This is a genomic window from Solwaraspora sp. WMMA2101, from assembly GCF_049179175.1.
Classification (GTDB): Bacteria; Actinomycetota; Actinomycetes; order Mycobacteriales; family Micromonosporaceae; genus Micromonospora_E.
Genome location: NZ_JBMHMA010000006.1, coordinates 482,155 through 504,341, shown reverse-complemented (window position 1 = coordinate 504,341; position 22,187 = coordinate 482,155). Strand labels below are relative to the sequence as shown.

22 protein-coding genes and 1 pseudogene are annotated in these 22,187 nt (G+C 72.5%); 21 read left to right on the top strand and 2 right to left on the bottom strand.

What is annotated here, in order from left to right; all coding sequences use genetic code 11:
- Positions 1 to 85: 85 nt before the first annotated feature.
- The 12 genes from ACN28F_RS02790 (at position 86) to ACN28F_RS02735 (ending at position 12,714) form a co-directional block, all read left to right on the top strand.
- On the top strand, positions 86 to 709 hold the full coding sequence (locus tag ACN28F_RS02790; RefSeq protein WP_289206561.1) for a winged helix-turn-helix domain-containing protein: 624 nt from the start codon (positions 86 to 88) through the stop codon (positions 707 to 709).
- Positions 706 to 1,995 (top strand): MFS transporter, encoded by a 1,290-nt coding sequence (locus ACN28F_RS02785; protein ID WP_289206560.1) that lies wholly within the window; start codon positions 706 to 708, stop codon positions 1,993 to 1,995. The genes ACN28F_RS02790 and ACN28F_RS02785 overlap by 4 nt, the downstream gene beginning before the upstream one ends.
- Before the next feature lie 95 nt (positions 1,996 to 2,090).
- On the top strand, positions 2,091 to 2,270 hold the full coding sequence (locus tag ACN28F_RS02780) for a hypothetical protein (protein ID WP_289206559.1): 180 nt from the start codon (positions 2,091 to 2,093) through the stop codon (positions 2,268 to 2,270).
- A 192-nt stretch (positions 2,271 to 2,462) separates the two neighbouring features.
- A complete protein-coding gene (locus ACN28F_RS02775) occupies positions 2,463 to 3,929 on the top strand; it encodes a replication-associated recombination protein A (protein ID WP_289206558.1) in 1,467 nt (488 codons plus the stop codon).
- Positions 3,930 to 5,141: 1,212 nt separating this feature from the next.
- Positions 5,142 to 5,522 (top strand): hypothetical protein, encoded by a 381-nt coding sequence (locus tag ACN28F_RS02770; RefSeq protein WP_289206557.1) that lies wholly within the window; start codon positions 5,142 to 5,144, stop codon positions 5,520 to 5,522.
- A 251-nt stretch (positions 5,523 to 5,773) separates the two neighbouring features.
- Positions 5,774 to 6,520: a hypothetical protein gene (locus ACN28F_RS02765; protein WP_421361232.1), complete on the top strand. Its 747-nt coding sequence runs from the start codon at positions 5,774 to 5,776 to the stop codon at positions 6,518 to 6,520.
- Between the two features lie 147 nt (positions 6,521 to 6,667).
- A complete protein-coding gene (locus ACN28F_RS02760) occupies positions 6,668 to 7,129 on the top strand; it encodes a DUF948 domain-containing protein (RefSeq protein WP_282227752.1) in 462 nt (153 codons plus the stop codon).
- A gap of 16 nt (positions 7,130 to 7,145) precedes the next feature.
- Positions 7,146 to 7,451, top strand: a complete 306-nt coding sequence (locus tag ACN28F_RS02755; RefSeq protein ID WP_282227751.1) for a hypothetical protein — start codon at positions 7,146 to 7,148, stop codon at positions 7,449 to 7,451.
- Positions 7,448 to 10,132, top strand: a complete 2,685-nt coding sequence (gene alaS / locus ACN28F_RS02750; protein WP_289206556.1) for an alanine--tRNA ligase — start codon at positions 7,448 to 7,450, stop codon at positions 10,130 to 10,132. The genes ACN28F_RS02755 and alaS overlap by 4 nt, the downstream gene beginning before the upstream one ends.
- Entirely contained in the window at positions 10,129 to 10,626 is a 498-nt protein-coding gene (gene ruvX, locus ACN28F_RS02745; RefSeq protein ID WP_421356949.1) for a Holliday junction resolvase RuvX, read from the top strand. Before alaS ends, ruvX begins: the two co-directional genes overlap by 4 nt.
- The gene (gene mltG / locus ACN28F_RS02740) at positions 10,626 to 11,819 is read left to right on the top strand and encodes an endolytic transglycosylase MltG (protein WP_289206554.1); all 1,194 of its coding nucleotides are present in this window, start codon (positions 10,626 to 10,628) and stop codon (positions 11,817 to 11,819) included. Before ruvX ends, mltG begins: the two co-directional genes overlap by 1 nt.
- A complete protein-coding gene (locus tag ACN28F_RS02735) occupies positions 11,806 to 12,714 on the top strand; it encodes a shikimate dehydrogenase (protein ID WP_289206553.1) in 909 nt (302 codons plus the stop codon). The genes mltG and ACN28F_RS02735 overlap by 14 nt, the downstream gene beginning before the upstream one ends.
- Here ACN28F_RS02735 and ACN28F_RS02730 read toward each other — a convergent pair.
- Positions 12,670 to 13,884 carry a multidrug effflux MFS transporter gene (locus tag ACN28F_RS02730; RefSeq protein ID WP_421356948.1) on the bottom strand — a complete coding sequence of 405 codons (1,215 nt, stop codon included), beginning with the start codon at positions 13,882 to 13,884 and terminating at the stop codon, positions 12,670 to 12,672. The two genes, ACN28F_RS02735 and ACN28F_RS02730, sit on opposite strands and share 45 nt — an antisense overlap.
- A 159-nt stretch (positions 13,885 to 14,043) precedes the next feature.
- On the opposite strand from ACN28F_RS02730, the gene aroC reads away from it, so the two are divergent.
- From aroC to nusB, 6 genes and pseudogenes are all read left to right on the top strand, one after another.
- Positions 14,044 to 15,222: a chorismate synthase gene (aroC, locus tag ACN28F_RS02725; protein WP_289206551.1), complete on the top strand. Its 1,179-nt coding sequence runs from the start codon at positions 14,044 to 14,046 to the stop codon at positions 15,220 to 15,222.
- Positions 15,222 to 15,716 (top strand): annotated as a pseudogene (locus tag ACN28F_RS02720) (shikimate kinase); the annotation flags it as partial. The gene aroC and the pseudogene ACN28F_RS02720, both read left to right, overlap by 1 nt.
- Positions 15,717 to 15,755: 39 nt before the next feature.
- Entirely contained in the window at positions 15,756 to 16,835 is a 1,080-nt protein-coding gene (gene aroB, locus ACN28F_RS02715; protein WP_289211000.1) for a 3-dehydroquinate synthase, read from the top strand.
- Entirely contained in the window at positions 16,832 to 17,293 is a 462-nt protein-coding gene (aroQ, locus tag ACN28F_RS02710; protein ID WP_289206550.1) for a type II 3-dehydroquinate dehydratase, read from the top strand. The genes aroB and aroQ overlap by 4 nt, the downstream gene beginning before the upstream one ends.
- A 41-nt stretch (positions 17,294 to 17,334) precedes the next feature.
- The gene (gene efp, locus ACN28F_RS02705; protein WP_289206549.1) at positions 17,335 to 17,892 is read left to right on the top strand and encodes an elongation factor P; all 558 of its coding nucleotides are present in this window, start codon (positions 17,335 to 17,337) and stop codon (positions 17,890 to 17,892) included.
- Positions 17,893 to 17,915: 23 nt separating this feature from the next.
- Entirely contained in the window at positions 17,916 to 18,323 is a 408-nt protein-coding gene (nusB, locus tag ACN28F_RS02700) for a transcription antitermination factor NusB (protein WP_289210999.1), read from the top strand.
- Between the two features lie 133 nt (positions 18,324 to 18,456).
- On the opposite strand, the gene ACN28F_RS02695 is transcribed toward nusB, so the two are convergent.
- Positions 18,457 to 18,945, bottom strand: coding sequence for a transcriptional regulator (locus ACN28F_RS02695; protein ID WP_282227742.1), 489 nt, complete (start codon positions 18,943 to 18,945; stop codon positions 18,457 to 18,459).
- Positions 18,946 to 19,233: 288 nt separating this feature from the next.
- Between ACN28F_RS02695 and pyrR the strand changes: the two genes are divergently transcribed.
- From pyrR to ACN28F_RS02680, 3 genes are all read left to right on the top strand, one after another.
- Complete coding sequence (gene pyrR, locus ACN28F_RS02690; protein ID WP_421356947.1) at positions 19,234 to 19,860, top strand: bifunctional pyr operon transcriptional regulator/uracil phosphoribosyltransferase PyrR; 627 nt, start codon at positions 19,234 to 19,236, stop codon at positions 19,858 to 19,860.
- Positions 19,857 to 20,783 (top strand): aspartate carbamoyltransferase catalytic subunit, encoded by a 927-nt coding sequence (locus ACN28F_RS02685; RefSeq protein WP_289206547.1) that lies wholly within the window; start codon positions 19,857 to 19,859, stop codon positions 20,781 to 20,783. The genes pyrR and ACN28F_RS02685 overlap by 4 nt, the downstream gene beginning before the upstream one ends.
- Before the next feature lie 94 nt (positions 20,784 to 20,877).
- A complete protein-coding gene (locus ACN28F_RS02680; protein ID WP_289206546.1) occupies positions 20,878 to 22,176 on the top strand; it encodes a dihydroorotase in 1,299 nt (432 codons plus the stop codon).
- Positions 22,177 to 22,187 lie beyond the last annotated feature (11 nt).

Sequence of the window (22,187 nt, the reverse complement as noted above, 5' to 3'; positions counted from 1 at the left end):
TGCGTCTTGAGCGCAGGACGCTGGTTGCAAAGGAAGTGTGCAAAGATGTTGTGCACACTTCCTTTGCATAGCTATTCTGCATCTCATGGACGAGCAACTCTCGACGGTCTGGCTCACCGGGGACCAGGTCCGCACCCTGGCCCACCCGCTGCGGCTGCGGCTGCTCGGCGCGCTGCGCCTGGACGGCCCGGCGACCGCCACCACCCTGGCCCACGAGCTGGGCACCAACACCGGCGCCACCAGTTACCACCTGCGCAAGCTCGCCGACGCCGGGCTGGTCCGCGAGGAGCCGGCCCGGGGCACCGGCCGGGAACGCTGGTGGCGGGCGGTGCACCAGGAAACCGCCTGGCACAACACCGCCTTCGACGCCGACCCGGATGCCCGCGCGGCCGCCGACTGGCTCAACAGTTATTTCCTTCAGCTGTTCGTCCAGCGTGCCGAGGAGTGGCACACCGCCCGGGACGGTTACCCGCCGCAGTGGCGTGCGGCGGCCGACTACTCCGACACCCGGTTGACCCTCACCGCCGACCAGTTGCGTCGACTCAACGCCGAAATCGCCGAGGTCGTCGAGCGCTACCGCACCGACCCCGGCCCCGGCGACGGCGTGCCCGAGCAGGTGCTGCTCTACAAGTACGCCTTCCCCCGGGTCATCAAGGGCGGTGACCGGGACGGTACGGCCGGGGACGAGCCGGTCGGAGACGAACGGTGACCGGAGGATTGACCGTACGCCAGATCCACCGGCGTTACCTGGTCCTGCACAGTCTGCGCTGGGCGCCCACCGGGCTGCTGATCCCGGTCACGGTGCTGCTGATGCTCGAACGTGGGCTTGCCCTGCCGCAGATCGGCCTGGTCGTCGCCGCACAGGGGTTCGCCGTACTGCTGCTGGAGTTGCCGACCGGCGGCCTGGCCGATGCGATCGGCCGCAAGCCGGTACTGATCGGTGCCGCTCTGGCGAACCTGGCGTCGCTGACGCTGCTCGTGATCGCCGACTCGTTCGGGGTGTTCGTCGCCGCGCTGCTGCTGCAGGGTGTCTACCGGGCGTTGGAGAGCGGGCCGCTGGAGTCCTGGTACGTCGACGCGACGCTGGCCGCCGACCCCGACGCGCGGTACGAGGACGGCCTGGGCCATGGTGGCGTGGTCGCCGGTCTGACCATCGCCGCCGGGGCCCTGACCTCCGGCGTGCTGGTGGCGATCGGTCCGGTCGGGCCGGTCAGCGCGTTGACCGGACCGGTCGTGGTCGCCGGGGCGCTGCAGGTCGTCGGCCTGCTCGGCCTGGCAATGCTGCTGGTCGAGGTACGCCCGGCGGCCGGGGCGTCGACGCTGGGTGCGTCGGTCCGGCAGGTGCCCGCCGTGGTGCTCGGCGCGCTGCGGCTGCTGCGGCGTTCCCGGATCCTGCTCGCTCTGATCGCGGTCGAGCTGTTCTGGGGATTCGGCATGATCTCCTTCGAGACGCTGATGCCGGTACGGCTGGCGGAGGTAGCTGGCGATGCCGACCGGGCGGCGGCGCTGCTCGGCCCGGTCGGCGCGGTGGCCTGGTTGGCGTCGGCCGGTGGCGCCGCGCTGGTGCCGGCGCTGAGCCGCCGGCTCGGCGCGCCGGTGACCGCCGCCGCGTTCCGGATCCTGCAAGGGGCGACCGTGGTCGCGATGGCGCTGCTCGCCGGGCCGGTCGGGGTGATCGCCGCCTACCTGGCCTGCTACGCCGTCCACGGCGCGTCGAATCCGGTGCACCTGGGTCTGCTGCACCGGCAGGTGGACGGCCCGCACCGGACCAGCGTGGTGTCACTCAACTCGATGGTCGCCCAACCGGCCGGTGCCCTCGGCGGGGTGGTGCTGCTGGGTGTCGCCGGCGCTGCCTCGGTCAGCCTGGCGATGCTGGTCGGCGCGGCGGTGCTGGCGGCGGCCGCGCCGCTGTACCTGGTGGCCCGGCGCCCGCGCCCGGTGCCGGATCCCGGGGCGCGCCCGGTGCCGACCCCGACGGCGGGGGCGTCGGTGTGACCCGACCGGCGGCGCCGACCTGGTCCTACCTGGATTGGCCAAGGGGTCTGCCGGGTATGGCAGAGCCGACCCACTGAACCCCCCAGGAGGATGTCATGCTCGCCATCGTCGCGGCAGTCGTCTTTGGTTTCGCCCTGCTTCTCGACCTGCTCAACACCGATCTGGGTGCCCCGGACCTGTTCAACTGGAACACGCTGGTGCTGATCGGGCTGCTCTGCCTGGCGCTGTTCCATGCCGGCATCGGGAACCGCCGCTGGTCCCGGCGTCGGCGGTGAACCGGCGGACGGGCTGACCTGAGCCGTCGTTCGGCGCGCGCCGCCAATCCCCATCGGGTCCGACGCGCCACCTACCCACCGGGGCCGACAGGTAGCCGGTGACCAGGGACGGCTCCCTACGCGTCGGGCGGTGTCCGGGCCCGATCTCGGCGGGTTTCCGGCAGCCGAGATCGGGCCGGTACTGTCTTCGTGATGGAGTCCGACGCCCTTTTCACCTACCCCGCTTCCGGGGGGCGGCCCGACGTGGCGCCCCCCGGAAGCGCCGTGGTGTCAGGCGGGGTCGGCAGCAGCGGCGCCGCCCCTGACCCGCAGGCACCGCTGCCGGTACGGATGCGCCCGGCCAGCATCGACGAACTGGTCGGCCAGGGTCACCTGCTGGCGCCGGGTGCCCCGCTGCGGCAACTGGTGACCGGGGCGGCGCCGATGTCGGTCATCCTGTGGGGCCCGCCGGGCTGCGGCAAGACCACCGTCGCCCACCTGGTGGCCCGGGCCACCGACCGGCGGTTCGTCGCGATGTCGGCGCTGTCCGCCGGGGTCCGCGATGTCCGCGCCGTGATCGACGAGGCCCGTCGGCAGCGGCGCACCGGGGGTCTGCCGACCGTCCTGTTCATCGACGAGGTGCACCGCTTCAGCAAGACCCAGCAGGATTCGCTGCTGGCGGCGGTGGAGGACCGGACGGTGACACTGCTGGCCGCCACCACGGAGAATCCCCACTTTTCGGTCATCTCGCCGTTACTGTCGCGGTGTGTCCTGCTCACCTTGCGTCCGCTCACCGACGACGCGGTCCGCGACCTGCTGCGCCGGGCGGTGACCGACCCGCGTGGGCTCGGCGGGGCGCTGCGGTTGTCGGCGCCGGCCGAGGACCATCTCGTCCGGCTCGCCGGCGGCGACGTCCGCAAGGCGTTGACCGCGCTGGAGGCTGCGGCTGCGGCGGCGACCGCCCGCGACGTCGACGAGATCGACCTCGACACCGCCGAGCAGGCGATCGACGTCGCTGCGGTCCGCTACGACCGCGACGGCGACGCGCACTACGACGTCACCAGCGCGTTCATCAAGAGCATGCGTGGCTCCGACGTCGACGCCGCACTGCACTGGCTGGCCCGGATGCTGGTCGCGGGCGAGGACGCCCGCTTCATCGCCCGGCGCATCGTCATCTTCGCCAGCGAGGACGTCGGGATGGCGGACCCGGGTGCGTTGTCGGTGGCGACCGCCGCCGCCCACGCCGTCGAGTACGTCGGCCTGCCGGAGGCACAGCTCAACCTCGCGCAGGCGGTGATCCACCTGGCCACCGCTCCCAAGTCCAACTCGGCCACCACCGCGCTGTCCGCCGCGATCGCCGACGTACGGGCCGGCAAGGGTGGGGCGGTGCCGGCACACCTGCGCGACAGCCACTACTCCGGTGCCCGGCAGATCGGCCACGGCCGCGGCTACCGTTACCCGCACGACGATCACCGTGGCGTGGTCACCCAGCAGTACCCACCCGACGAACTCGCCGGTGTCGACTACTACCGGCCGACCGAGCATGGTGCGGAGCGCGCCGTCGCCGCGCGGATGCCGGTGCTGCGTCGTATCGTGCGTGCGACATCCGGCCCGGCGTCCGACAACGCCACCGCATCCGATGACAGCGGCAGCCTGGCTGCCGGGGAGGTACACCAGTGAGAGCGCGCGGTTCTGACCGCCCGGATGCACCCGACGAGCGTCGTGAGGCCAAGGCCAAGGGCCGCCGGTGGGGCCGGGCACAGGTCGAGGAAGAGGTCAGCGGCGAGGAGACCGGCTGGCTGGACGACCTGCGTACCGCCAAGGAACAGCAGGTCGACATCGGGCCCGGCGGTGGCGGCGACCGCCCGTCGCCCGAGGGCCCGCCGCCACGCGCGCAGCGGCCCGCTCCGCCCCCGCCCGCCGGGGGGGCCGCACCGGCAGATGTCCGGCGGCCCGAGCCGCCCCGGCCGCCCGGACCGCCGCCTCCGGGCCGTGACCCGAACAGGCCTGCCCCGCAGCCGTCCGCTCCCGGCGTGCCGGTTCCGCAGTCCGGCAACGCCCCGCCGTTGCCGTCCGCGCGGGCGGCAACGGCCCCGCCCGCTCCAGGCCGGCCCGGCGTCCGACCGGCACCGGGTCCGGGCGAGCGGCCGGGTCCGGGTGACCGGTTCGGTACGGGCGAGCGGCCCGGCCCGGGTGACCGGTTCGGTACGGGCGAGCGGCCCGGCCCGGGCTCCGGCGAGCCGGACCGGGGACCATCTCCCGCACCGACCCGTGGCGGCCGACGCCGTGCCCCGGAGCCTGACGACCCGGCCGACACCTGGTCGGACCGCTCCGGTCCCCGCCCGGGTTTTCCTACGGGCCAACGACACCGGGCTGATGCCGCGCCGACGCCTGGCCCAGGGTCACCGGTCGGACCGGTGTCGCCGGCCGGCGACGGTCCGCCACCGGCGGGTCGCCCCGGCACGTCACCCTCCGCCGGGCCGGTGTCGCCGGCACCTGGCGGTCCGCGCCGCAGCCCGGGCCGCGGTGGTATGGCCGCGCCGGTGGTACCCGGCCCCGGCGGCGCGCTGCCGCCCGGCCGTGACTCTCGGCACGACCCTTCGCCCGAGCCGCCCGGCCGCCCGGCCGCCCGGCCGGCCGGCCCCCCACCGGCGGCCCGGGTCGGCATGCCCAGTGCCGGCGCCGCAGCCAGGGTGCGTCCGCCTGGGCACGACGATCCGCCGACCGCCGGGTACCGCGACGCGCCACCGCCCGGCGTCGGGCGGCCACCGATGCACGGCCAGCCACGGCCGCCCGCTCCCGGGCGGTTCGACCACCCGGAGCACCCGGGCGGCGGCATGTTCCCGGGTCGGCCGTCCGGCGACGGCCCACAACGGCCCGTCTCCGGCGCCGGTGGCCCCCCTCGGCCGGTCTCCGGCGCTGGAGGCCCGGGTGCCGGTGGCCCGCAGCGTCCTGTCTCGGGTGCCGGTGGTCCGCCCCGGCCCGTGTCCGGTGGCCCGCAGCGTCCTGTCTCGGGTGCCGGTGGCCCTCCTCGACCGGTCTCCGGCGCTGGGGCGAGCGCCCCGGTGGCACGGGCGGCTGCGGCCGCCCCGGTCCGGCCCGCCGATCAACCACCGATGCCCGGACCGGGCGGCCCCCGACCGCCGGTCGGCCCCGGCCCCGCCCGAGGTGTCCCGGACGGTGGTCCGCGCCCGGGACCGGGCCCCGGTGGTCAACGTCCCGCACCCGGGCCGGCCGGTCCCCGGTCGGCGCCGGACGGCCCGCGACCGGTGACCGGGGCGGCAGGCGCACCACCGCTCCACGGCAGACCCGGACGCCCGTCGGCGTCGCCGGAGGATCCGACCGAGATCCGCCCCCGGGATCCGGCCGCCCTGCGCGCCCCCGGGCCCGTCGCCGACCGTGGCGGGCGGGCAGCGGTGGCCGCCGTACCCAGGCCGGTAGCCGGCACGCCGCACGGCGGTCCCGGGCCCGACGGACCAGGCCGGGACGACCCTGGCCGCGACGCCGCAGGAGCCACCGGCGCGATCCGGTCCGCCGCCGGCGGCCCGGTCCGGCCCGGTGCCGGCCCGGACGACGGTGCGTCGGGGCCCGACGGCGTTGCCGACGACGAGTCGACCCGGCAGCAGCGGCGCCTCCGCGCGGTGGCGCTGATCATGGTCGCGGTGGTCGTCCTGGCGGCGCTTCCGCTCTACTTCGGGATCCGGGCGGCGACCCGGGATCCGGTGTTCAACTCTCTCGACCGGCTCGACGTGCCCGGCTGGGCGGCGCTGGAGAGCACCGACGCCGTCAGCGGCAGCCGGTGGTGCCTGATCGACTGCCGGTTCCGCGAGCGGACCATGACCTCCGAACGTGGCCCTGAGGAGACCGCCCAGGTCTACACGGCGGCGCTCACCGACGCGGGCTGGCTGCCGTGGAAGGTCGAGCTCTGCCCGTCCCAGCCGGTCGACGGCCAGTACACCTGCTGGACCCGTGACGAACTCACGTTGGATCTGTGGGTCCGGCCGCCGGCCTGCTCGGAGGACCTGCTCGCGCAGCGGCCGACGGTCGAACCGCCGGCCGGTGACGCCGCCGAGGGGGATCCGGCCGCTGAACCGCCGGGCAGCGGGGCCGACAACTGCAGCGGATCCGTGGTGTCGATCAAGGTGCGCAACGCCATCGACGACGACCGGATGAAGCCGCAACCGAGCCTCGACCCGTCGTTGACAGGTGAGGATCCCGACCCGGTGTATACCGACGACCCGCTGCTGGACCTGGACGTCGAACCGTCGTGAGCGGACCTCCGTCACGGACGGTAGGGTCTGCACCGGTGGCGCCGCGTCCGGTGCGTACTGCGGCGGAGCAGCGACGACGACCGACGCTGGCGCCGGGGTGCGCGGCCGGCGTGGCAGGTGGTTGGTGAACGAGGAGGACAGGCAGGCATGGACGGTGGACAGATCGCGGCACTGGTGGCCGCCGGGGCGTTCCTGATGCTCGTGCTCGTGCTGGCGGTGCCGATTCTGCGACTGCGGCACACGGTGGACGCGGCGACCCGGGCGATCAACGACCTCAACGACCGGACCGGGCCGCTGCTCGGCCAGGTGAACGCCTCGGTCGAGAACGTGAACACCGCCCTCGGACAGATGCACACGACCCTCGACGGCGTGAACATCCAGCTTGCCAAGATCGACACGATGACTTCGCACGCCCAGAACGTGACCGCCAATGTGGCCAACCTGGCCACTGTGGTCTCGGCCGCGGCGGCCAATCCGCTGGTCAAGGTGGCCGCCTTCGGGTACGGCGTACGTCGGGCCGCCTCCGCCCGGCGCAACGCCGAAGCCGAGCGCGACGTCCGCGCCGAACTCAAGCAGCGACGCCGGGCGGCCCGGCGCAACGCCGGATGACCGGGAGGACGCTGTCATGAAACGCCTGCTCTGGCTCGGCGTCGGCCTCGCTGTCGGTGCGCTGGTGGTGCGCAAACTCACCCGGACCGCCCAGTCGTACACCCCTGCCGGGATCGCCTCGTCGCTGTCGGAATCCGCTGGTGGTCTGGTGGAGTCGGTCCGTACCTTCGTGGAAGACGTCCGTGACGGCATGGCCGAGCGTGAGCAACAGATCCAGGCCGCGTTCGCCGAGGGCGTGGCGTTCGATGACCAGTTCGCCGAGCTGCGGGGCGACCCACGCATCGGCGACGACGAGATATTCCCCCAGGAGGACGTCCGGTGAAAACGGCGGAGATCAAGCGGCGGTTCCTCGCGCACTTCGAGGCCAACGGCCACGCCGTGGTGCCGTCCGCTCCGCTGCCCGCGATCGATGACCCGAACCTGCTGTTCATCAACGCGGGCATGGTGCAGTTCGTGCCGTACTTCCTCGGCCAGCGCACCCCGCCGTTCCAGCGGGCGACGAGCGTGCAGAAGTGCATCCGGACGCCGGACATCGACGAGGTCGGCAAGACCTCACGGCACGGCACGTTCTTCCAGATGAACGGCAACTTCTCGTTCGGCGACTACTTCAAGCAGGGCGCGATCCCGCTCGCCTGGGACCTGTCGACCAAGCCGGTGGAGCAGGGCGGGTTCGGCATGGACCCGGAGCGGATCTGGGTGACGGTCTACCTCGACGACGACGAGGCCGCCGACATCTGGCGGCAGACCGGGGTGCCGGCGCACCGGATCGTGCGCCGGGGCAACAAGGACAACTTCTGGTCGATGGGCATCCCCGGCCCGGCGGGGCCGTGTTCGGAGCTGTACTACGACCGGGGTCCGGCGTACGGGCCCGACGGCGGTCCGGAGGTCGACGAGGACCGGTTCCTGGAGTTCTGGAACCTGGTCTTCATGCAGTACGAGATCACCAACGTGCAGAGCAAGGAGGTCTTCGACATCGTCGGGGACCTGCCGAAGAAGAACATCGACACCGGCATGGGCCTGGAGCGGATCGCCTCCATCCTGCAGGGGGTGGACAACCTCTACGAGATCGACGAGGTACGCCCGATCCTGGACCGGGCCGCCCAGCTGACCGGCAAGCGGTACGGTGCCGGCTCCGGTCAGGCGGCGAGCGAGTCGCACCCCGACGACGTACGGCTGCGGGTGATCGCCGACCACGTGCGGACCTCGCTGATGCTCATCGGCGACGGGGTGACCCCGAGCAACGAGGGTCGTGGCTACGTGTTGCGCCGGATCATGCGGCGGGCGATCCGGTCGGTGCGGCTGCTCGGCTGGCAGGACCGGGCGTTGCCGGAGCTGCTTCCGGTGGCCCGCGACTGCATGGCGCCGTCGTATCCGGAGCTGGCGGCCGACTTCGAGCGGATCTCGACGTACGCCTACGCCGAGGAGGACGCGTTCCTGTCGACGCTGCGTTCCGGGACGACGATCCTGGACCTGGCCATCTCCGAGACGAAGACGGCCGGCGGCGCGAAGCTCTCCGGTGACAAGGCGTTCCAGCTGCACGACACCTACGGTTTCCCGATCGACCTGACCTTGGAGATCGCCGCCGAGCAGGGGCTGTCGGTGGATTCCGACGGGTTCCGCCGGTTGATGTCCGAGCAGCGGGCGCGGGCCAAGGCGGACGCGCAGGCGCGCAAGACCGGGCACGTCGACATGTCGGCGTACCGGGGGGTGCTCGACGCCGGTGGGGCGGTGGACTTCACCGGGTACGCCGAGGTCGCGCGGGAGTCGCGGGTGCGGGCGGTGCTCGGCGCGGGCGGTGTGTCGCTGCCGGTCGCGGGCGAGGGCGACGTGATCGAGTTGGTGCTCGACAGTACGCCGTTCTACGCCGAGGGCGGTGGTCAGCAGCCGGACACCGGTCGGCTGACCGTGGGTGCCGGCGAGGTCGAGATCTTCGACGTCCAGTCCCCGGTTCCGGGGCTGGTCGTGCACAAGGCGAGGGTGGTCCGTGGCGAGGTGCGCACGGGGGAGACCGGGTACGCCGAGATCGACATCGCGCGTCGCCGGGCGATCTCGCGGTCGCACACCGCGACCCACCTGGTGCACCAGACGATGCGCAACTTCCTCGGTGAGTCGGCCACTCAGGCGGGTTCGCTGAACGCGCCGGGTCGGCTGCGGTTCGACTTCAACACCCCCGGCGCGGTGCCGCCGTCGGTGCTTGTCGACATCGAGCAGCAGGTCAACGAGGTGCTGCTGCGTGACCTGGAGGTCAACGCGTTCATCACCTCGCAGGAGGAGGCGCGGCGGCTCGGCGCGATGGCGCTGTTCGGTGAGAAGTACGGCGACGAGGTGCGGGTGGTCGAGGTCGGCGACTACGCCCGGGAGCTGTGCGGCGGCACCCACGTCACCCGTTCCGGTCAGCTGGGCCTGGTCAAGATCCTGTCCGAGTCGTCGATCGGGTCCGGGGTCCGCCGGGTGGAGGCACTGGTCGGGATCGACGCGTTCAACTTCCTGGCCCGTGAGCACCTGCTGGTCGCCCGGCTCGCCGAGCTGTACCGGGTGCCGTCCGAGCAGGTGGCCGACCGGGTGCAGCAGACCGTCACCCAGCTGCGCGACGCGGAGAAGGAGCTGGAGAAGCTGCGGGCGCAGCTGGTGCTGGGCGGCGCGGCGGCGCTCGCGGCGCAGGCCCGTGACCTTCGTGGGGTGGCGTACGTCGGCACCGAGGCGCCCGACGGTGCGGGCGGCAACGACGTGCGCACGCTGGCTCAGGAGATCCGGGGCAAGATCGATCCGGCCCGGCCGGGGGTGGTCGCGGTGGTGGCCCGCTCCAACGGCAAGGCGTCGCTGGTGGTGGCGGTGAACGCGGCGGCCAAGGCGCGTGGTGTGGCCGCCGCTGATCTGGTCAAGGGCGCGCTGCACGGCCGGGGTGGCGGCAACGCCGACCTGGCCCAGGGCGGTGGCCTGCCGGCGGCGGAGGCGGCGAGTCTGCTGGTCGCCGTCGAGAAGGCGATCGCCGAGGCGCCGTGACCCGGGCGGAGACGGGCGGGTCGGCGCCGTACGGGTTCGTTCGTGGGCGCCGGCTCGGGGTGGACGTGGGTCAGGTCCGGGTCGGGCTGGCGATCAGCGATCCGGACGGCATCCTGGCCACTCCGTTGCTGACGGTGCAGCGCGACCTGTCGACCGCCGGTACCGGAGACACTACCGTTCCAGCCGATATTGCCAGAATTGTCCAGATGGTCAGCGAACACGAGGTACGGGAGGTTATCGTCGGCCTGCCGGTGAACCTCGCCGGTCGTCACGGCCCGGCGGCCGATGCCGTCAGCGCGTACGTCCGCTCACTGAGCGTGGCGATTTCGCCGATTCCGGTCCTGATGACCGACGAAAGGATGTCGACGGTGGTCGCTAGCCGTAGGCTGTCGGAGCGGGGCGTACGAGGACGGCGCCAGCGCGCGGTGGTCGACCAGGCGGCCGCCGTGGAGATCCTGCAGAGCTGGCTGGACGCGCAGCGGAGGCGGATGTGATGATCGACGAACTGGACCTCGCTTTCGAGGACCGGGCCGACAAGGGCCGGCACCGTCGTGGCGCGCGCCGCAAGTCCTCGGGCGGCGGCGGGCGCGGCAAGACCGCTGCGGCCCTGCTGGTCACCCTGCTGATGCTCGGTGTGCTCGGCGGTGGTGTCTGGTACGGCTTCGACCGGCTGCAGAACTACTTCGCCACCCCCGACTACGACGGCGGCGGCACCGGCCAGGTGGTCGTGCAGGTCCGTCCCGGTGACTCCGCCACCGACATCGGCAACACCCTGGTCGAAGCCGGGGTGATCAAGAGCACCAAGGCCTTCACCAACGAGGCGCGCTCGAACTCCCGCAGCCAGAACATCCAACCGGGCTTCTACAACCTGCGTCTGGAGATGAGCGCGGCGACCGCGCTGAGTCTGCTGCTCGACCTGGAGAACAAGGTTTCCAACCGGGTCACCATCCCGGAGGGGCGCACCGCCAAGCAGATCTACCAGGCGCTGGCCGAAGCGACCGACATCCCGGCCGAGGAGTTCGCCGCCGCCGCGCAGGACCCCCTGGCCCTCGGCGTGCCCGACTGGTGGCTCACCCGGACCGACGGCGAGCAGGTCACCGCGTCGGCGGAGGGCTTCCTCTTCCCCGACACCTACGACTTCGATCCGAACGTCACCGCCCCGGAGATCCTCACCCTGATGGTCGACCGGTTCCTGACCGTCACCGGCGAGATGGAGTACGCCGAACAGGTCCAGGCGGAGCGGGGCGGGATCAGCCCGTACGAGGCATTGATCGTGGCGTCGCTGGCCCAGGCCGAGGCGGGCATCGCCGAGGACCTCGCCAAGGTCGCCCGGGTGGCCTACAACCGGGTCTACAGCGAGACCTTCCCCTGCAGCTGTCTGCAGTTCGACGTGACGGTCAACTACTACTGGGAGCTGACCGGCAAGCCGACCAAGGCGTCCAAGGACATGACCCGGGAGGAGCTGTACGACGCGAACAACCCGTACAGCACCCACGCCCACAGCGGGCTGCCACCCACGCCGATCAACAACCCTGGCCGGGCCGCGCTCGAAGGGTCGGTCAACCCGCCGGACGAGGACTGGGTCTTCTTCGTCGCCATCGACAAGGAGGGCCGCTCGGCGTTCGCCACCACCGTCGAGGAACATGACGCGAACATCGAGATCGCCCGACGGAATGGCATCCTCTGACCTGCCCGGCGGGTCCCGTACCGGGGCCCGTCCGGTCGACAGGCACCGGGCCGCGGTGCTCGGCACGCCGATCGCCCACTCGCTCTCCCCGGTGATCCACAACGCCGGGTACCGGGCCGCCGGACTGACCGACTGGCACTACACCGCGATCGAGTGCGCCGAGTCGCAACTGGCCGACCTGATCGCCGGCCTGGGCCCGCAGTGGGCCGGCCTGTCGGTCACCATGCCGCTCAAGGAGGCGGCGCTCGCGGTGGCCGACCGGGCCACGCCGGTGGCGGCCGCGATCGGCGCGGCCAACACCCTGGTACGCCGACCCGACGGCACCTGGTCGGCCGACAACACCGACGTCGGCGGGATGGTCGCGGTGCTGCGGGAGGCCGGAGTCGGTGCCGGGGCGCGGTTCACCGTCCTCGGTGCCGGCGGTACCGCGCGGGCCGCGCTGGCCGCCGCCGCCGCCCTCGGCGCCGGTCAGGTGCAGGTGGTGGCCCGTCGCGCGGCCGCGATCGCCGATCTGGCCCCGGTCGCCGACGCCCTCGCGGTCCCGGTCACCGGTGTCGGCTGGGACGACCACGCCGCCCTGGCCGAGGCCGTCGACGTGGTGGTGTCGACCGTGCCCAAAGGCGTCGCCGACCCGCTCGCCGGCCTGCTGGGCTGGACACCTGCGACGGTCTGCTTCGACGCCATCTACGACCCCTGGCCGACCCCGCTTGCCACGGCGGCGGCCGCCGCCGGCTGCCGTGTGGTGTCCGGTCTCGACCTGCTGCTCGCCCAGGCGATCGGCCAGTTCGAACAGTTCACCGGGGTCGCCGCGCCGGTGCCGGCGATGCGGGCGGCGCTGCACGCCGCCCGGTCAGCCACGGTCGCGCCCGGTCAGCGTCAGCACGGCGACCAGTGACAGCCCGGCCGCACCGCAGATGATCAGCGCCATCGGTAGCGCGTCGCCGGTGCCGGCCAGCCCGACCAGCGGGGCGGCCAGCGCGCCGATCCCGGAGCCGGTGGCACCCAGCAGGGCGGCGGCGGTCCCGGCGTGCCGGGCGTGGTGCTCCAACGCCAACGCGGTGCCGTTGGGCATCAGCATCCCGACGGTGGCGACATACACCGCCAGCGGCACCAGCACCAGCACCAGCGTGCCGGTGCCGGCCCCGGCGACCAGCAGCCCGGCGGCGGCCAGCCCGGCGACCAGCGCGCCGACGAACAGCCGGCGTGGCCCGTGGCGGCCCACCAGCCGGGCGTTGAGCTGGCCGAGACCGATCAACCCGATCGCGTTGACCCCGAACACCACGCTGTACGCGGCGGCGGACAACCCGAACCCGTCCTGCAGCACGTACGGCGACCCGGCGATGTAGGTGAACAGTCCGGCGAAGGCCAGGCCCTGGGTCAGCGCGTAGCCGACGAAGGCCCGGTCGGTCAGCAGCAGCCGCACCGCCCGGGCGGTCCCGGCCAACCCGTCGGGGTTGCGGCGCTGCACCGGAAGGGTTTCCGGCAGCCACCGGGCGAGCACGACGGCGAGCAGCGCGGCGATCACCGCCAGGGCGACGAAGATGCCCCGCCAGGAGGTGAACCGCAGCACCACCGCGCCGAGCGCCGGTGCGGCGATCGGCGCCACCCCGAAGATGATCAACAGCCGGGAGAAGAACCGCACCGCGTCGGCACCGGAGTAGAGGTCCCGCACGACGGCGCGGGCGACCACCACCCCGATGCCACCGGCGAAACCCTGCGCCAGGCGCAGCCCGGCGAGCGCCTCGGCGGTCGGCGCCAGCGCGCAGGCCAGGCTGACCACGACGTATCCGGCCGTGCCCACCAGCACCGGTCGACGCCGGCCCCACCGGTCGCTGAGCGGACCGCCGACAAGTTGGCCGAGGGCGACGCCGATCAGACAGGCGGTCAGCGACAGCTGCACCCGGGCCGGTGCCGCACCGAGGTCGTCACTGATCGCCGGAAACGCCGGCAGGTACATGTCGATCGACAGCGGACCGACCGCGGTGACCGCGCCCAGCAGGACGAGCAGCACCGCCGGTCGGCGGCGGACGTCGTACGGCACGGTGGCCACCCCCCGGAATCCCACCAACCGTACGGTAGGTCGGGCCGGCCGCCGTCTCATGGGTGCGCCACGTTCGTGGTGTCCGCGGCGGGTGCCTGCCGCATCACGCCGTGGTGTCCGGAGGGCGGGACGGCCGGGCCGCGCGGTGCCGGCCGCCGGCCCGGTCGTGGCACACTTTCCGACGTGTTGCGCTGGCTGACTGCAGGTGAATCCCATGGCCCCGCGCTGGTGGCCCTCCTCGAAGGCGTTCCCGCCGGCGTCGAGGTGACCAGCGCCGAGATCGGCCGCGAGCTGGCCCGCCGCCGACTCGGCTACGGCCGGGGTGCGCGGATGGCCTTCGAACAGGACGAGATCGAGATCATCGGCGGTCTGCGGCACGGGGTGACGCTGGGCAGCCCGGTGGCGATCCGGGTCGGCAACTCGGAGTGGCCGAAGTGGCGCACGGTGATGGCGGCCGATCCGGTCGACCCGGACGAGCTGGCCGGCCAGGCCCGCAACGCCCCGCTGACCCGGCCCCGGCCAGGGCACGCCGACCTGGCCGGGATGCAGAAGTACGGCCACACCGACGCGCGGCCGATCCTGGAGCGGGCCAGCGCGCGGGAGACCGCGGCCCGGGTCGCGGTCGGTACGGTCGCCCGGGCGCTGTGCCGCCAGGCACTCGGCATCGAGATCGTCTCGCACGTGGTCGAGCTGGGGTCGGTCGCGGCCAAGCCGGGGCTGCAGCCACGCCCGGAGGACGCCGAACGGGTCGACGCCGACCCGCTGCGCTGCCTCGACCCGGAGGCGAGCGCCCGCATGGTCGCCGAGGTCGACGCGGCGAAGTCCGACGCCGACACCCTCGGCGGCATCGTGGAGGTGCTCGCCTACGGCGTACCGCCGGGGCTGGGCAGCCACGTGCAGTGGGACCGCAAGCTGGACGCCCGGCTCGCCACCGCGCTGATGTCGATCCAGGCGATCAAGGGTGTGGAGATCGGTGACGCCTGGCAGCAGGCCCGCTCACGTGGCTCGGTCGCCCACGACGAGATCATCCCCACCGCGTCGGGGGTCCGACGGGTGACCGACCGGGCCGGCGGCCTGGAGGGCGGGATCAGCACCGGTGAACCACTGCGGGTACGGGCGGCGATGAAGCCGATCTCGTCGCTGAACCGGGCGCTGTCGACAGTGGACGTCACCACCGGTGAGCCGGCGACGGCGATCAACCAGCGTTCCGACGTCTGTGCCGTCCCGGCGGCGGCGGTGGTGGCCGAGTCGATGGTGGCGCTGGTGCTCGCCGAGGCGCTGACCGAGAAGTTCGGCGGCGACTCGGTCGCCGAGATCCGCCGCAACCTCGGCGGCTACCTGGACCATCTGGTGATCCGCTGATGGCACCGGTGTGTGTGCTGGTCGGCGCGCCCGGGGCCGGCAAGACCAGCACCGGTGAGGCGTTGGCCGCGCTGCTGGGCTGCGAGTTCCGCGACACCGACACGGAGATCGTCGCCGCCGCCGGCAAACCCATCCCGGAGATCTTCGTCGACGACGGCGAGGCGCATTTCCGGGAGTTGGAGCAGGCCGCCGTAAGCGACGCGCTGCGCACCTGCGCCGGGGTGCTGGCCCTGGGCGGCGGTGCGGTCCTGGCCGAGGCGAACCGGGCGCTGCTGGCCGGCCATACGGTGGTCTACCTGAGCGTCGAGCTGGCCGACGCGGCCCGCCGGGTCGGGCTCGGCGCCGGCCGCCCGTTGTTGGCGCTCAACCCCCGGGCGACCCTCAAACACCTGATGGAGCAGCGCCGGCCGCTGTACGAGCAGGTAGCCACCCACCGGGTGGCCACCGACGGCCGGACCCCGCAGGAGGTCGCCGAGGAGATCGCGACGCTGTTGCGGGCCACCGACGACGGGCAGCGACTAGGCTCGGCGCCGATGGACGCCACGACCCGCATCCCGGTGCCTGGTGACCGCCCGTACGACGTACTGGTCGGCCGGGGGCTGCTCGACACACTGCCCACGCTGCTGCCCGACGCGCACCGGGTGGCGGTGCTGCACGCGCCGCCGCTGAAGGCGCACGCCGACCGGATCGCCGCTGCGTGTGCCGCCGCCGGTGCGCAGCCACTGCTGATCGAGGTGCCCGACGCCGAGGCCGGCAAGTCGATCGACGTGGCGGCACAGGCCTGGGCGATGTTGGGCGACGCCGGCTTCACCCGTACCGACGCGGTGGTCGGGGTCGGCGGCGGCGCGGTGACCGACCTGGCCGGTTTCGTCGCCGCCTGTTGGCTGCGCGGGGTCCGGTGGGTGCCGGTCGCGACCAGCCTGCTCGGCATGGTCGACGCCGCCGTCGGCGGCAAGACCGGGATCAACACGGCCGCCGGCAAGAACCTGGTCGGGTCCTTCCACCCGCCGGCCGGGGTGATCTGTGACCTGAACCTGCTGGCCAGCCTGCCGCTGACCGACCTGGTGGCCGGGTTGGCCGAGGTGGTCAAGTGCGGGTTCATCGCCGACCCGGCGATCCTGGACCTGATCGAGCGGGATCCGGCGGCCGCCACCGACGCCACCAGCGCGTCGGTACGGGAGCTGATCGAGCGCGCCGTACGGGTCAAGGCCGACGTGGTCGGCGGCGACCTGCGGGAGTCCGGGGTGCGGGAGGTCCTCAACTACGGACACACGCTGGCGCACGCGATCGAGAAGGTCGAGGGCTACCGCTGGCGGCACGGGCACGCCGTGTCGGTCGGCCTGGTGTACGCCGCGACCCTGGCCCGGCAGGTCGGCCGGCTCGACGCCGAGGTCGCCGACCGGCACCTGGCGGTGCTCACCGCGCTGGGGCTGCCGACCACGTACCGGGCCGACGCCTGGCCGGACCTGCTGGCCGCGATGCGGGTGGACAAGAAGGCGCGGGGTGCCCGGCTGCGGCTGGTGGTCCTCGACGGGCTGGCCCGCCCCGGGATCCTCGACGGGCCGGACGACGAGGCGTTGGCGCGGGCGTACCGGTCGGTGGCCGGCGCGTGAAGGCGTACGTGTTGAACGGGCCGAACCTGGGCCGGCTGGGCAGCCGTCAGGTCGACGTCTACGGTGAGGTCAGCTACGCCGACCTGGTGACGATGTGCGTCGAGACCGGGCGGCAGGTCGGTCTCGACGTCGAGGTGCGCCAGACCGACGCCGAGCACGAGATGCTCGGCTGGTTGCACGCTGCGGCCGACGCCGAGGCGGCGGTGGTGCTCAATCCGGGTGCGTGGTCGCACTATTCGTACGCGGTCCGCGACGCCTGCGCGATGCTGCGGGGTCCGCTGATCGAGGTGCACATCTCCAACATCCATGCCCGGGAGCAGTTCCGGCACCACTCGGTGGTGTCGGCGGTGGCGACCGGGGTGATCTGCGGACTCGGGGTGGACGGCTACCGATTGGCGCTGCGGCACATCGCCCAGCTCGCCGCAGGCCGGGCCGAGGCGACGACGTCGGACCGATAGACTTGGCAGGTCCGTCCGCCAATTGAAGATCAAGGCAGGAAATGGCCACCACCAACGACCTGAAGAACGGGCTGGTTCTCAACCTCGACGGCGAGCTGTGGTCCGTCGTCGAATTCCAGCACGTCAAGCCCGGCAAGGGCGGCGCCTTCGTGCGCACCACCTTGAAGAACGTGCTCTCCGGCAAGGTCGTCGACAAGACCTTCAACGCGGGCACCAAGGTCGACACCGCGACCGTCGACAAGCGGACCATGCAGTACCTGTACGCCGACGGCGAGGACTACGTCTTCATGGATCTGGAGACCTACGACCAGATCACCGTCGTGGGTGGCACGGTCGGTGAGGCCGCGAACTATCTGCTGCCCGAGGCCGAGGCGATCGTGGCGACCCACGAGGGCGTGCCGCTCTACATCGAGCTGCCGACCAGCGTGATCCTCGAGGTGACCTACACCGAGCCGGGGCTGCAGGGGGACCGGTCGACCGGGGGCAACAAGCCGGCGACGGTGGAGACCGGGGCGACGGTGCAGGTGCCGCTGTTCATCACCACCGGTGAGAAGATCAAGGTCGACACCCGCGACGGCCGCTACCTCGGCCGCGCCTGATGGCCGAGGGTCCGAAGACCTCGATGCCGGCGCGCCGCAAGGCGCGTAAGCGGGCCCTCGACGTGCTCTACGAGGCGGACCTGCGGGACATCCCGCCGGAGCAGGTACTGATCGGTTACGTCGCCCGGTTGTCACCGCGGCCGGAGCACCTCGACTACGCGATCGGTCTGGTGGAGGGCGTTTCCCGGCACCGGAGCCGGATCGACGAGCTGATCGGCAGCTATGCCGAGGGGTGGACGCTGGAACGGATGCCGGTGGTTGACCGCAACCTGGCCCGCATCGCCGTGTTCGAGCTGCTCTACGTCGACGAGATCGACGACCCGGTGGCCATCACCGAGGCGGTGGAGCTGGCCCGGCAGATGTCGACCGACGATTCGCCGCGGTTCCTCAACGGGTTGCTGGACCGGATCGCCGAGTACACCCCGCACTAGACGGCCGGGCCGTCTCCGGCTGTCCGGGCCCACACTGGCGAGCTGGTGTCTCGCCGCCGTCCTGTGTCCCGTAGGCGACGGGGTCCGATCCCGCAGGATCGGACCCCGTCGCCGGTTGGTGCGCCGGCTGGCGTCAGGAGGCGAAGAACGCCCGGGGGTCGGCGACCAGTACGCCGTGCTCGTTCAGCCGTTCGATCAGGCCGGACGGCGACGAGTCGTACACGATCGCCAGGGCGCGCAGGTCGTCGGCGCGGATGGAGAGCACCCGACCGTTGTAGTCGCCACGCTGCTGCTGGATCGCCCGGGCGTACCGGGCGACGTAGGCGAGGTCGTCAGCGACCTCGTCGTACAGCCGCTCCAGGTCCAGGACGATCTTGCTGGTGGGTTCGTGGCGTACCCCGCTGCCGTCGGGCAGCAGTTCCGACACCGGAACCCGGTAGAAGTCGGCCAGTTCAGCCAGGCGGGAGACGGTGACAGCCCGGTCCCCACGCTCGTAGGAACCGACGACGACAGCCTTCCAACGCCCGTTCGACTTCTCCTCCACCCCCTGCAGGGACAGCCCCTGCTGCTGACGGATGGAGCGCAGGCGGGCGCCCAACGACTTGGCGTACTCAGAGGGCATACGGACTCTCCCAGTGCTTTGCCCGGGGCTTTCCCCAGCGATCGCTACGGAGCGTGACGGTACGGCGGTTCGCAAGCGCGGTCAAGTGGTGAATAGTAATGAGTGAGCAAGATCGTAACGAGTTGCCCGGAATTTCGTCTTACTGATGCGACACTCAGCGCCCCTGATCCGGCCGGTCGGTGGACGCTGGTAACGTTCGGCGTGACCGCTGACCAGCCGAGGTCCGGCTGGCGGTGCCCCCGACGTCCTTTAACGACCCGTCCCGTGAGGCGGGGAAGGAGGTCCGCTGTGGCCTACCCATCGGCCACCCAATCACCGGCGACGATGCCACCGTCCGTAAAGTGCATCCTGACCAGCGCAGACATTGCGCGAACCGTCGACCGGATCGCCCATCAGGTGCTGGAGAAGACCAGCGGCGCGCAGCGCACCGTTCTGCTCGGAATTCCCACCCGGGGCATTCCACTCGCCCGTCGCCTGGCCGACCGGATCCGGACCTTCGAGGGCGTCGACGTCCCCGTCGGTGTGCTGGATATCACTCTTTACCGGGACGATCTGCGACTCAAGGCGACCCGGGCGGTCGGCCCCACCGATCTGCCGCCGGCCGGCATCGACGGGCAACGGGTGATCCTGGTCGACGACGTCCTCTATTCGGGCCGGACGGTACGCGCGGCCCTGGACGCGATCAGTGACCTTGGCCGGCCCAGCTCGGTCCAGTTGGCGGTCCTGGTCGACCGGGGGCACCGCGAGCTGCCGATCCGTGCCGACTACGTCGGCAAGAACATCCCGACGGCGCTGACCGAGAACGTCAAGGTGCTGCTCGCCGAGACCGACGGCACCGACGAGGTACGGCTGTTCAGCTCGCCGGGTCCGACGGCGCAGGACCCGGCACCGGCGCGGGACGGGAGCCACCGATGATCCGACACCTGCTGTCCGGGGCCGACCTGGACGCCGCCACCGCCACCCGGATCCTGGACACCGCGGTCGAACTCGCCTCGCTGGCCGGCCGCGAGGTCAAGAAACTGCCGACGCTGCGCGGACGGACCGTGGTCAACCTCTTCTACGAGGACTCCACCCGGACCCGGATCTCGTTCGAGGCCGCCGCCAAGCGGCTCTCGGCCGACGTGATCAACTTCTCGGCCAAGGGCTCCAGCGTCTCCAAGGGCGAGAGCCTCAAGGACACCGCGCTCACCCTGCAGGCGATGGGGGCCGACGCGGTGGTGATCCGCCACCCGGCGTCCGGGGCGCCGCACCGGCTCGCCAACTGGGTCGACGGTTCGGTCGTCAACGCCGGTGACGGTACTCACGAGCACCCCACGCAGGCACTGCTCGACGCGTACACCGTCCGGGCCCGGCTGGGTCGCCTCGCCGGCCTGCACGTGGTGATCGTCGGCGACGTGCTGCACAGCCGGGTCGCCCGCTCCAACGTGCTGCTGCTGACCACCCTCGGGGCCAAGGTCACCCTGGTCGGGCCGCCGCCGCTGATCCCGGTCGACATCGCCACCGCGCTCGCCTCCGGGGTCGGCGTCGGCTACGACCTGGACACCGTGCTGCCCACCGCCGACGTGGTGATGATGCTGCGGGTGCAGCACGAACGGATGGCCGACTCCTACTTCCCGTCGGCCCGGGAGTACTCCCGCCGCTACGGACTCGACGGCGCCCGGCTGCGCCGACTGCCCGACCACGCCATCGTGATGCACCCCGGCCCGATGAACCGGGGCATGGAGATATCCGCCGACGTGGCCGATTCGCCCCGGTCGACGATCGTGGAACAGGTCGCCAACGGGGTAAGCGTCCGGATGGCCGTGCTCTACCTGCTGCTGGGTGGTCGCGGCGCATGAGCCACGACCGTCAGTCACCGCACCGGTCACCCGGCAGGCACCAGCACCTCCGAGGGCACCACGGACCTCAGGCGTACGACGAAAGGATCTCGCTGTGAGCGCGTACCTGATCAAGGGCGTGCGCGTCCTCGGCCGCGAGCGGACCGACCTGCTGCTGCGCGACGGCGTCGTCGCCGAGGTCGGCCCCGGCGTGGCGGCCGCCGGCGCCCAGGTGGTCGACGCCGACGGCCTGGTCGCCCTGCCCGGCCTGGTCGACCTGCACACCCACCTGCGCGAGCCCGGCCGCGAGGACGCCGAGACGGTCGAAACCGGGTCGCGGGCCGCCGCGCTCGGCGGCTACACCGCCGTCTGCGCCATGGCGAACACCTCACCGGTCGCCGACACCGCCGGCGTCGTCGAGCAGGTCTGGCGGCTCGGCCGGCAGGCCGGCCTGGTCGACGTGCAGCCGATCGGCGCGGTCACCGTCGGGCTGGCCGGTGAACGCCTCGCCGAACTCGGCGCGATGGCCGACTCCGCCGCCGCCGTGCGGATCTTCTCCGACGACGGGCACTGCGTCGCCGATCCCCGGCTGATGCGCCGCGCCCTGGAGTACGTCAAGGCCTTCGACGGCGTCATCGCCCAGCACGCCGAGGAGCCCCGGTTGACCGAGGGCGCCCAGATGCACGAGGGCGAGGTCTCCACCCGGCTCGGCCTGACCGGCTGGCCGGCGGTCGCCGAGGAGGCGATCATCGCCCGGGACGCGCTGCTGGCCGAACACGTCGGCAGCCGGCTGCACGTCTGCCACCTGTCCACCGCCGGCAGCGTGGAGATCGTCCGGCAGGCCAAGGCGCGCGGCGTGCGGATCACCGCCGAGGTCACCCCGCACCACCTTCTGCTCACCCACGAGGCACCGGTCAGCTACGACCCGGTGTTCAAGGTCAACCCGCCGCTGCGCACCGGCGAGGACGTCGCCGCGCTGCGGGCCGCGCTCGCCGAAGGCGTCATCGACATCGTCGCCACCGATCACGCTCCGCACGCCGTCGAGGACAAGGAGTGCGAATGGGCGTACGCCCGACCCGGCATGCTCGGGTTGGAGACCGCCCTGTCCGTGGTGCTGCTCACGACCGCCCTGCACGACGCCGACGGTGTACCAGACTGGGAGCTGATCGCCGAGCGGATGTCCCGGGCCCCGGCCCGGATCGCCGGGCTGACCGCGCACGGGCACGACCCCGCGCCGGGCGCCCCGGCGAACCTCACCCTGGTCGATCCGGCCGCCAGCCGGACCGTCGACCCGGGGGAGCTGGCCAGCCGCAGCCGCAACACCCCGTACGCGCGGATGGTGCTGCCCGGCCAGGTGGTCGCCACCTTCCTGCACGGCGACGCGACCGTGCTCGACGGAAAGGCCGTGCGATGAACGACGACGCC

Coding starts and splice junctions, on each gene's coding strand:
- efp (WP_289206549.1), top strand. CDS start 17,335: ATGGCCACCACCAACGACCTGAAGAACGGGCTGGTTCTCAACCTCGAC.
- ACN28F_RS02735 (WP_289206553.1), top strand. CDS start 11,806: ATGGCATCCTCTGACCTGCCCGGCGGGTCCCGTACCGGGGCCCGTCCG.
- ACN28F_RS02760 (WP_282227752.1), top strand. CDS start 6,668: ATGGACGGTGGACAGATCGCGGCACTGGTGGCCGCCGGGGCGTTCCTG.
- mltG (WP_289206554.1), top strand. CDS start 10,626: ATGATCGACGAACTGGACCTCGCTTTCGAGGACCGGGCCGACAAGGGC.
- ACN28F_RS02755 (WP_282227751.1), top strand. CDS start 7,146: ATGAAACGCCTGCTCTGGCTCGGCGTCGGCCTCGCTGTCGGTGCGCTG.
- ACN28F_RS02775 (WP_289206558.1), top strand. CDS start 2,463: ATGGAGTCCGACGCCCTTTTCACCTACCCCGCTTCCGGGGGGCGGCCC.
- nusB (WP_289210999.1), top strand. CDS start 17,916: ATGCCGGCGCGCCGCAAGGCGCGTAAGCGGGCCCTCGACGTGCTCTAC.
- aroB (WP_289211000.1), top strand. CDS start 15,756: ATGGACGCCACGACCCGCATCCCGGTGCCTGGTGACCGCCCGTACGAC.
- ACN28F_RS02790 (WP_289206561.1), top strand. CDS start 86: ATGGACGAGCAACTCTCGACGGTCTGGCTCACCGGGGACCAGGTCCGC.
- ACN28F_RS02685 (WP_289206547.1), top strand. CDS start 19,857: ATGATCCGACACCTGCTGTCCGGGGCCGACCTGGACGCCGCCACCGCC.
- ACN28F_RS02695 (WP_282227742.1), bottom strand. CDS start 18,945: ATGCCCTCTGAGTACGCCAAGTCGTTGGGCGCCCGCCTGCGCTCCATC.
- ACN28F_RS02780 (WP_289206559.1), top strand. CDS start 2,091: ATGCTCGCCATCGTCGCGGCAGTCGTCTTTGGTTTCGCCCTGCTTCTC.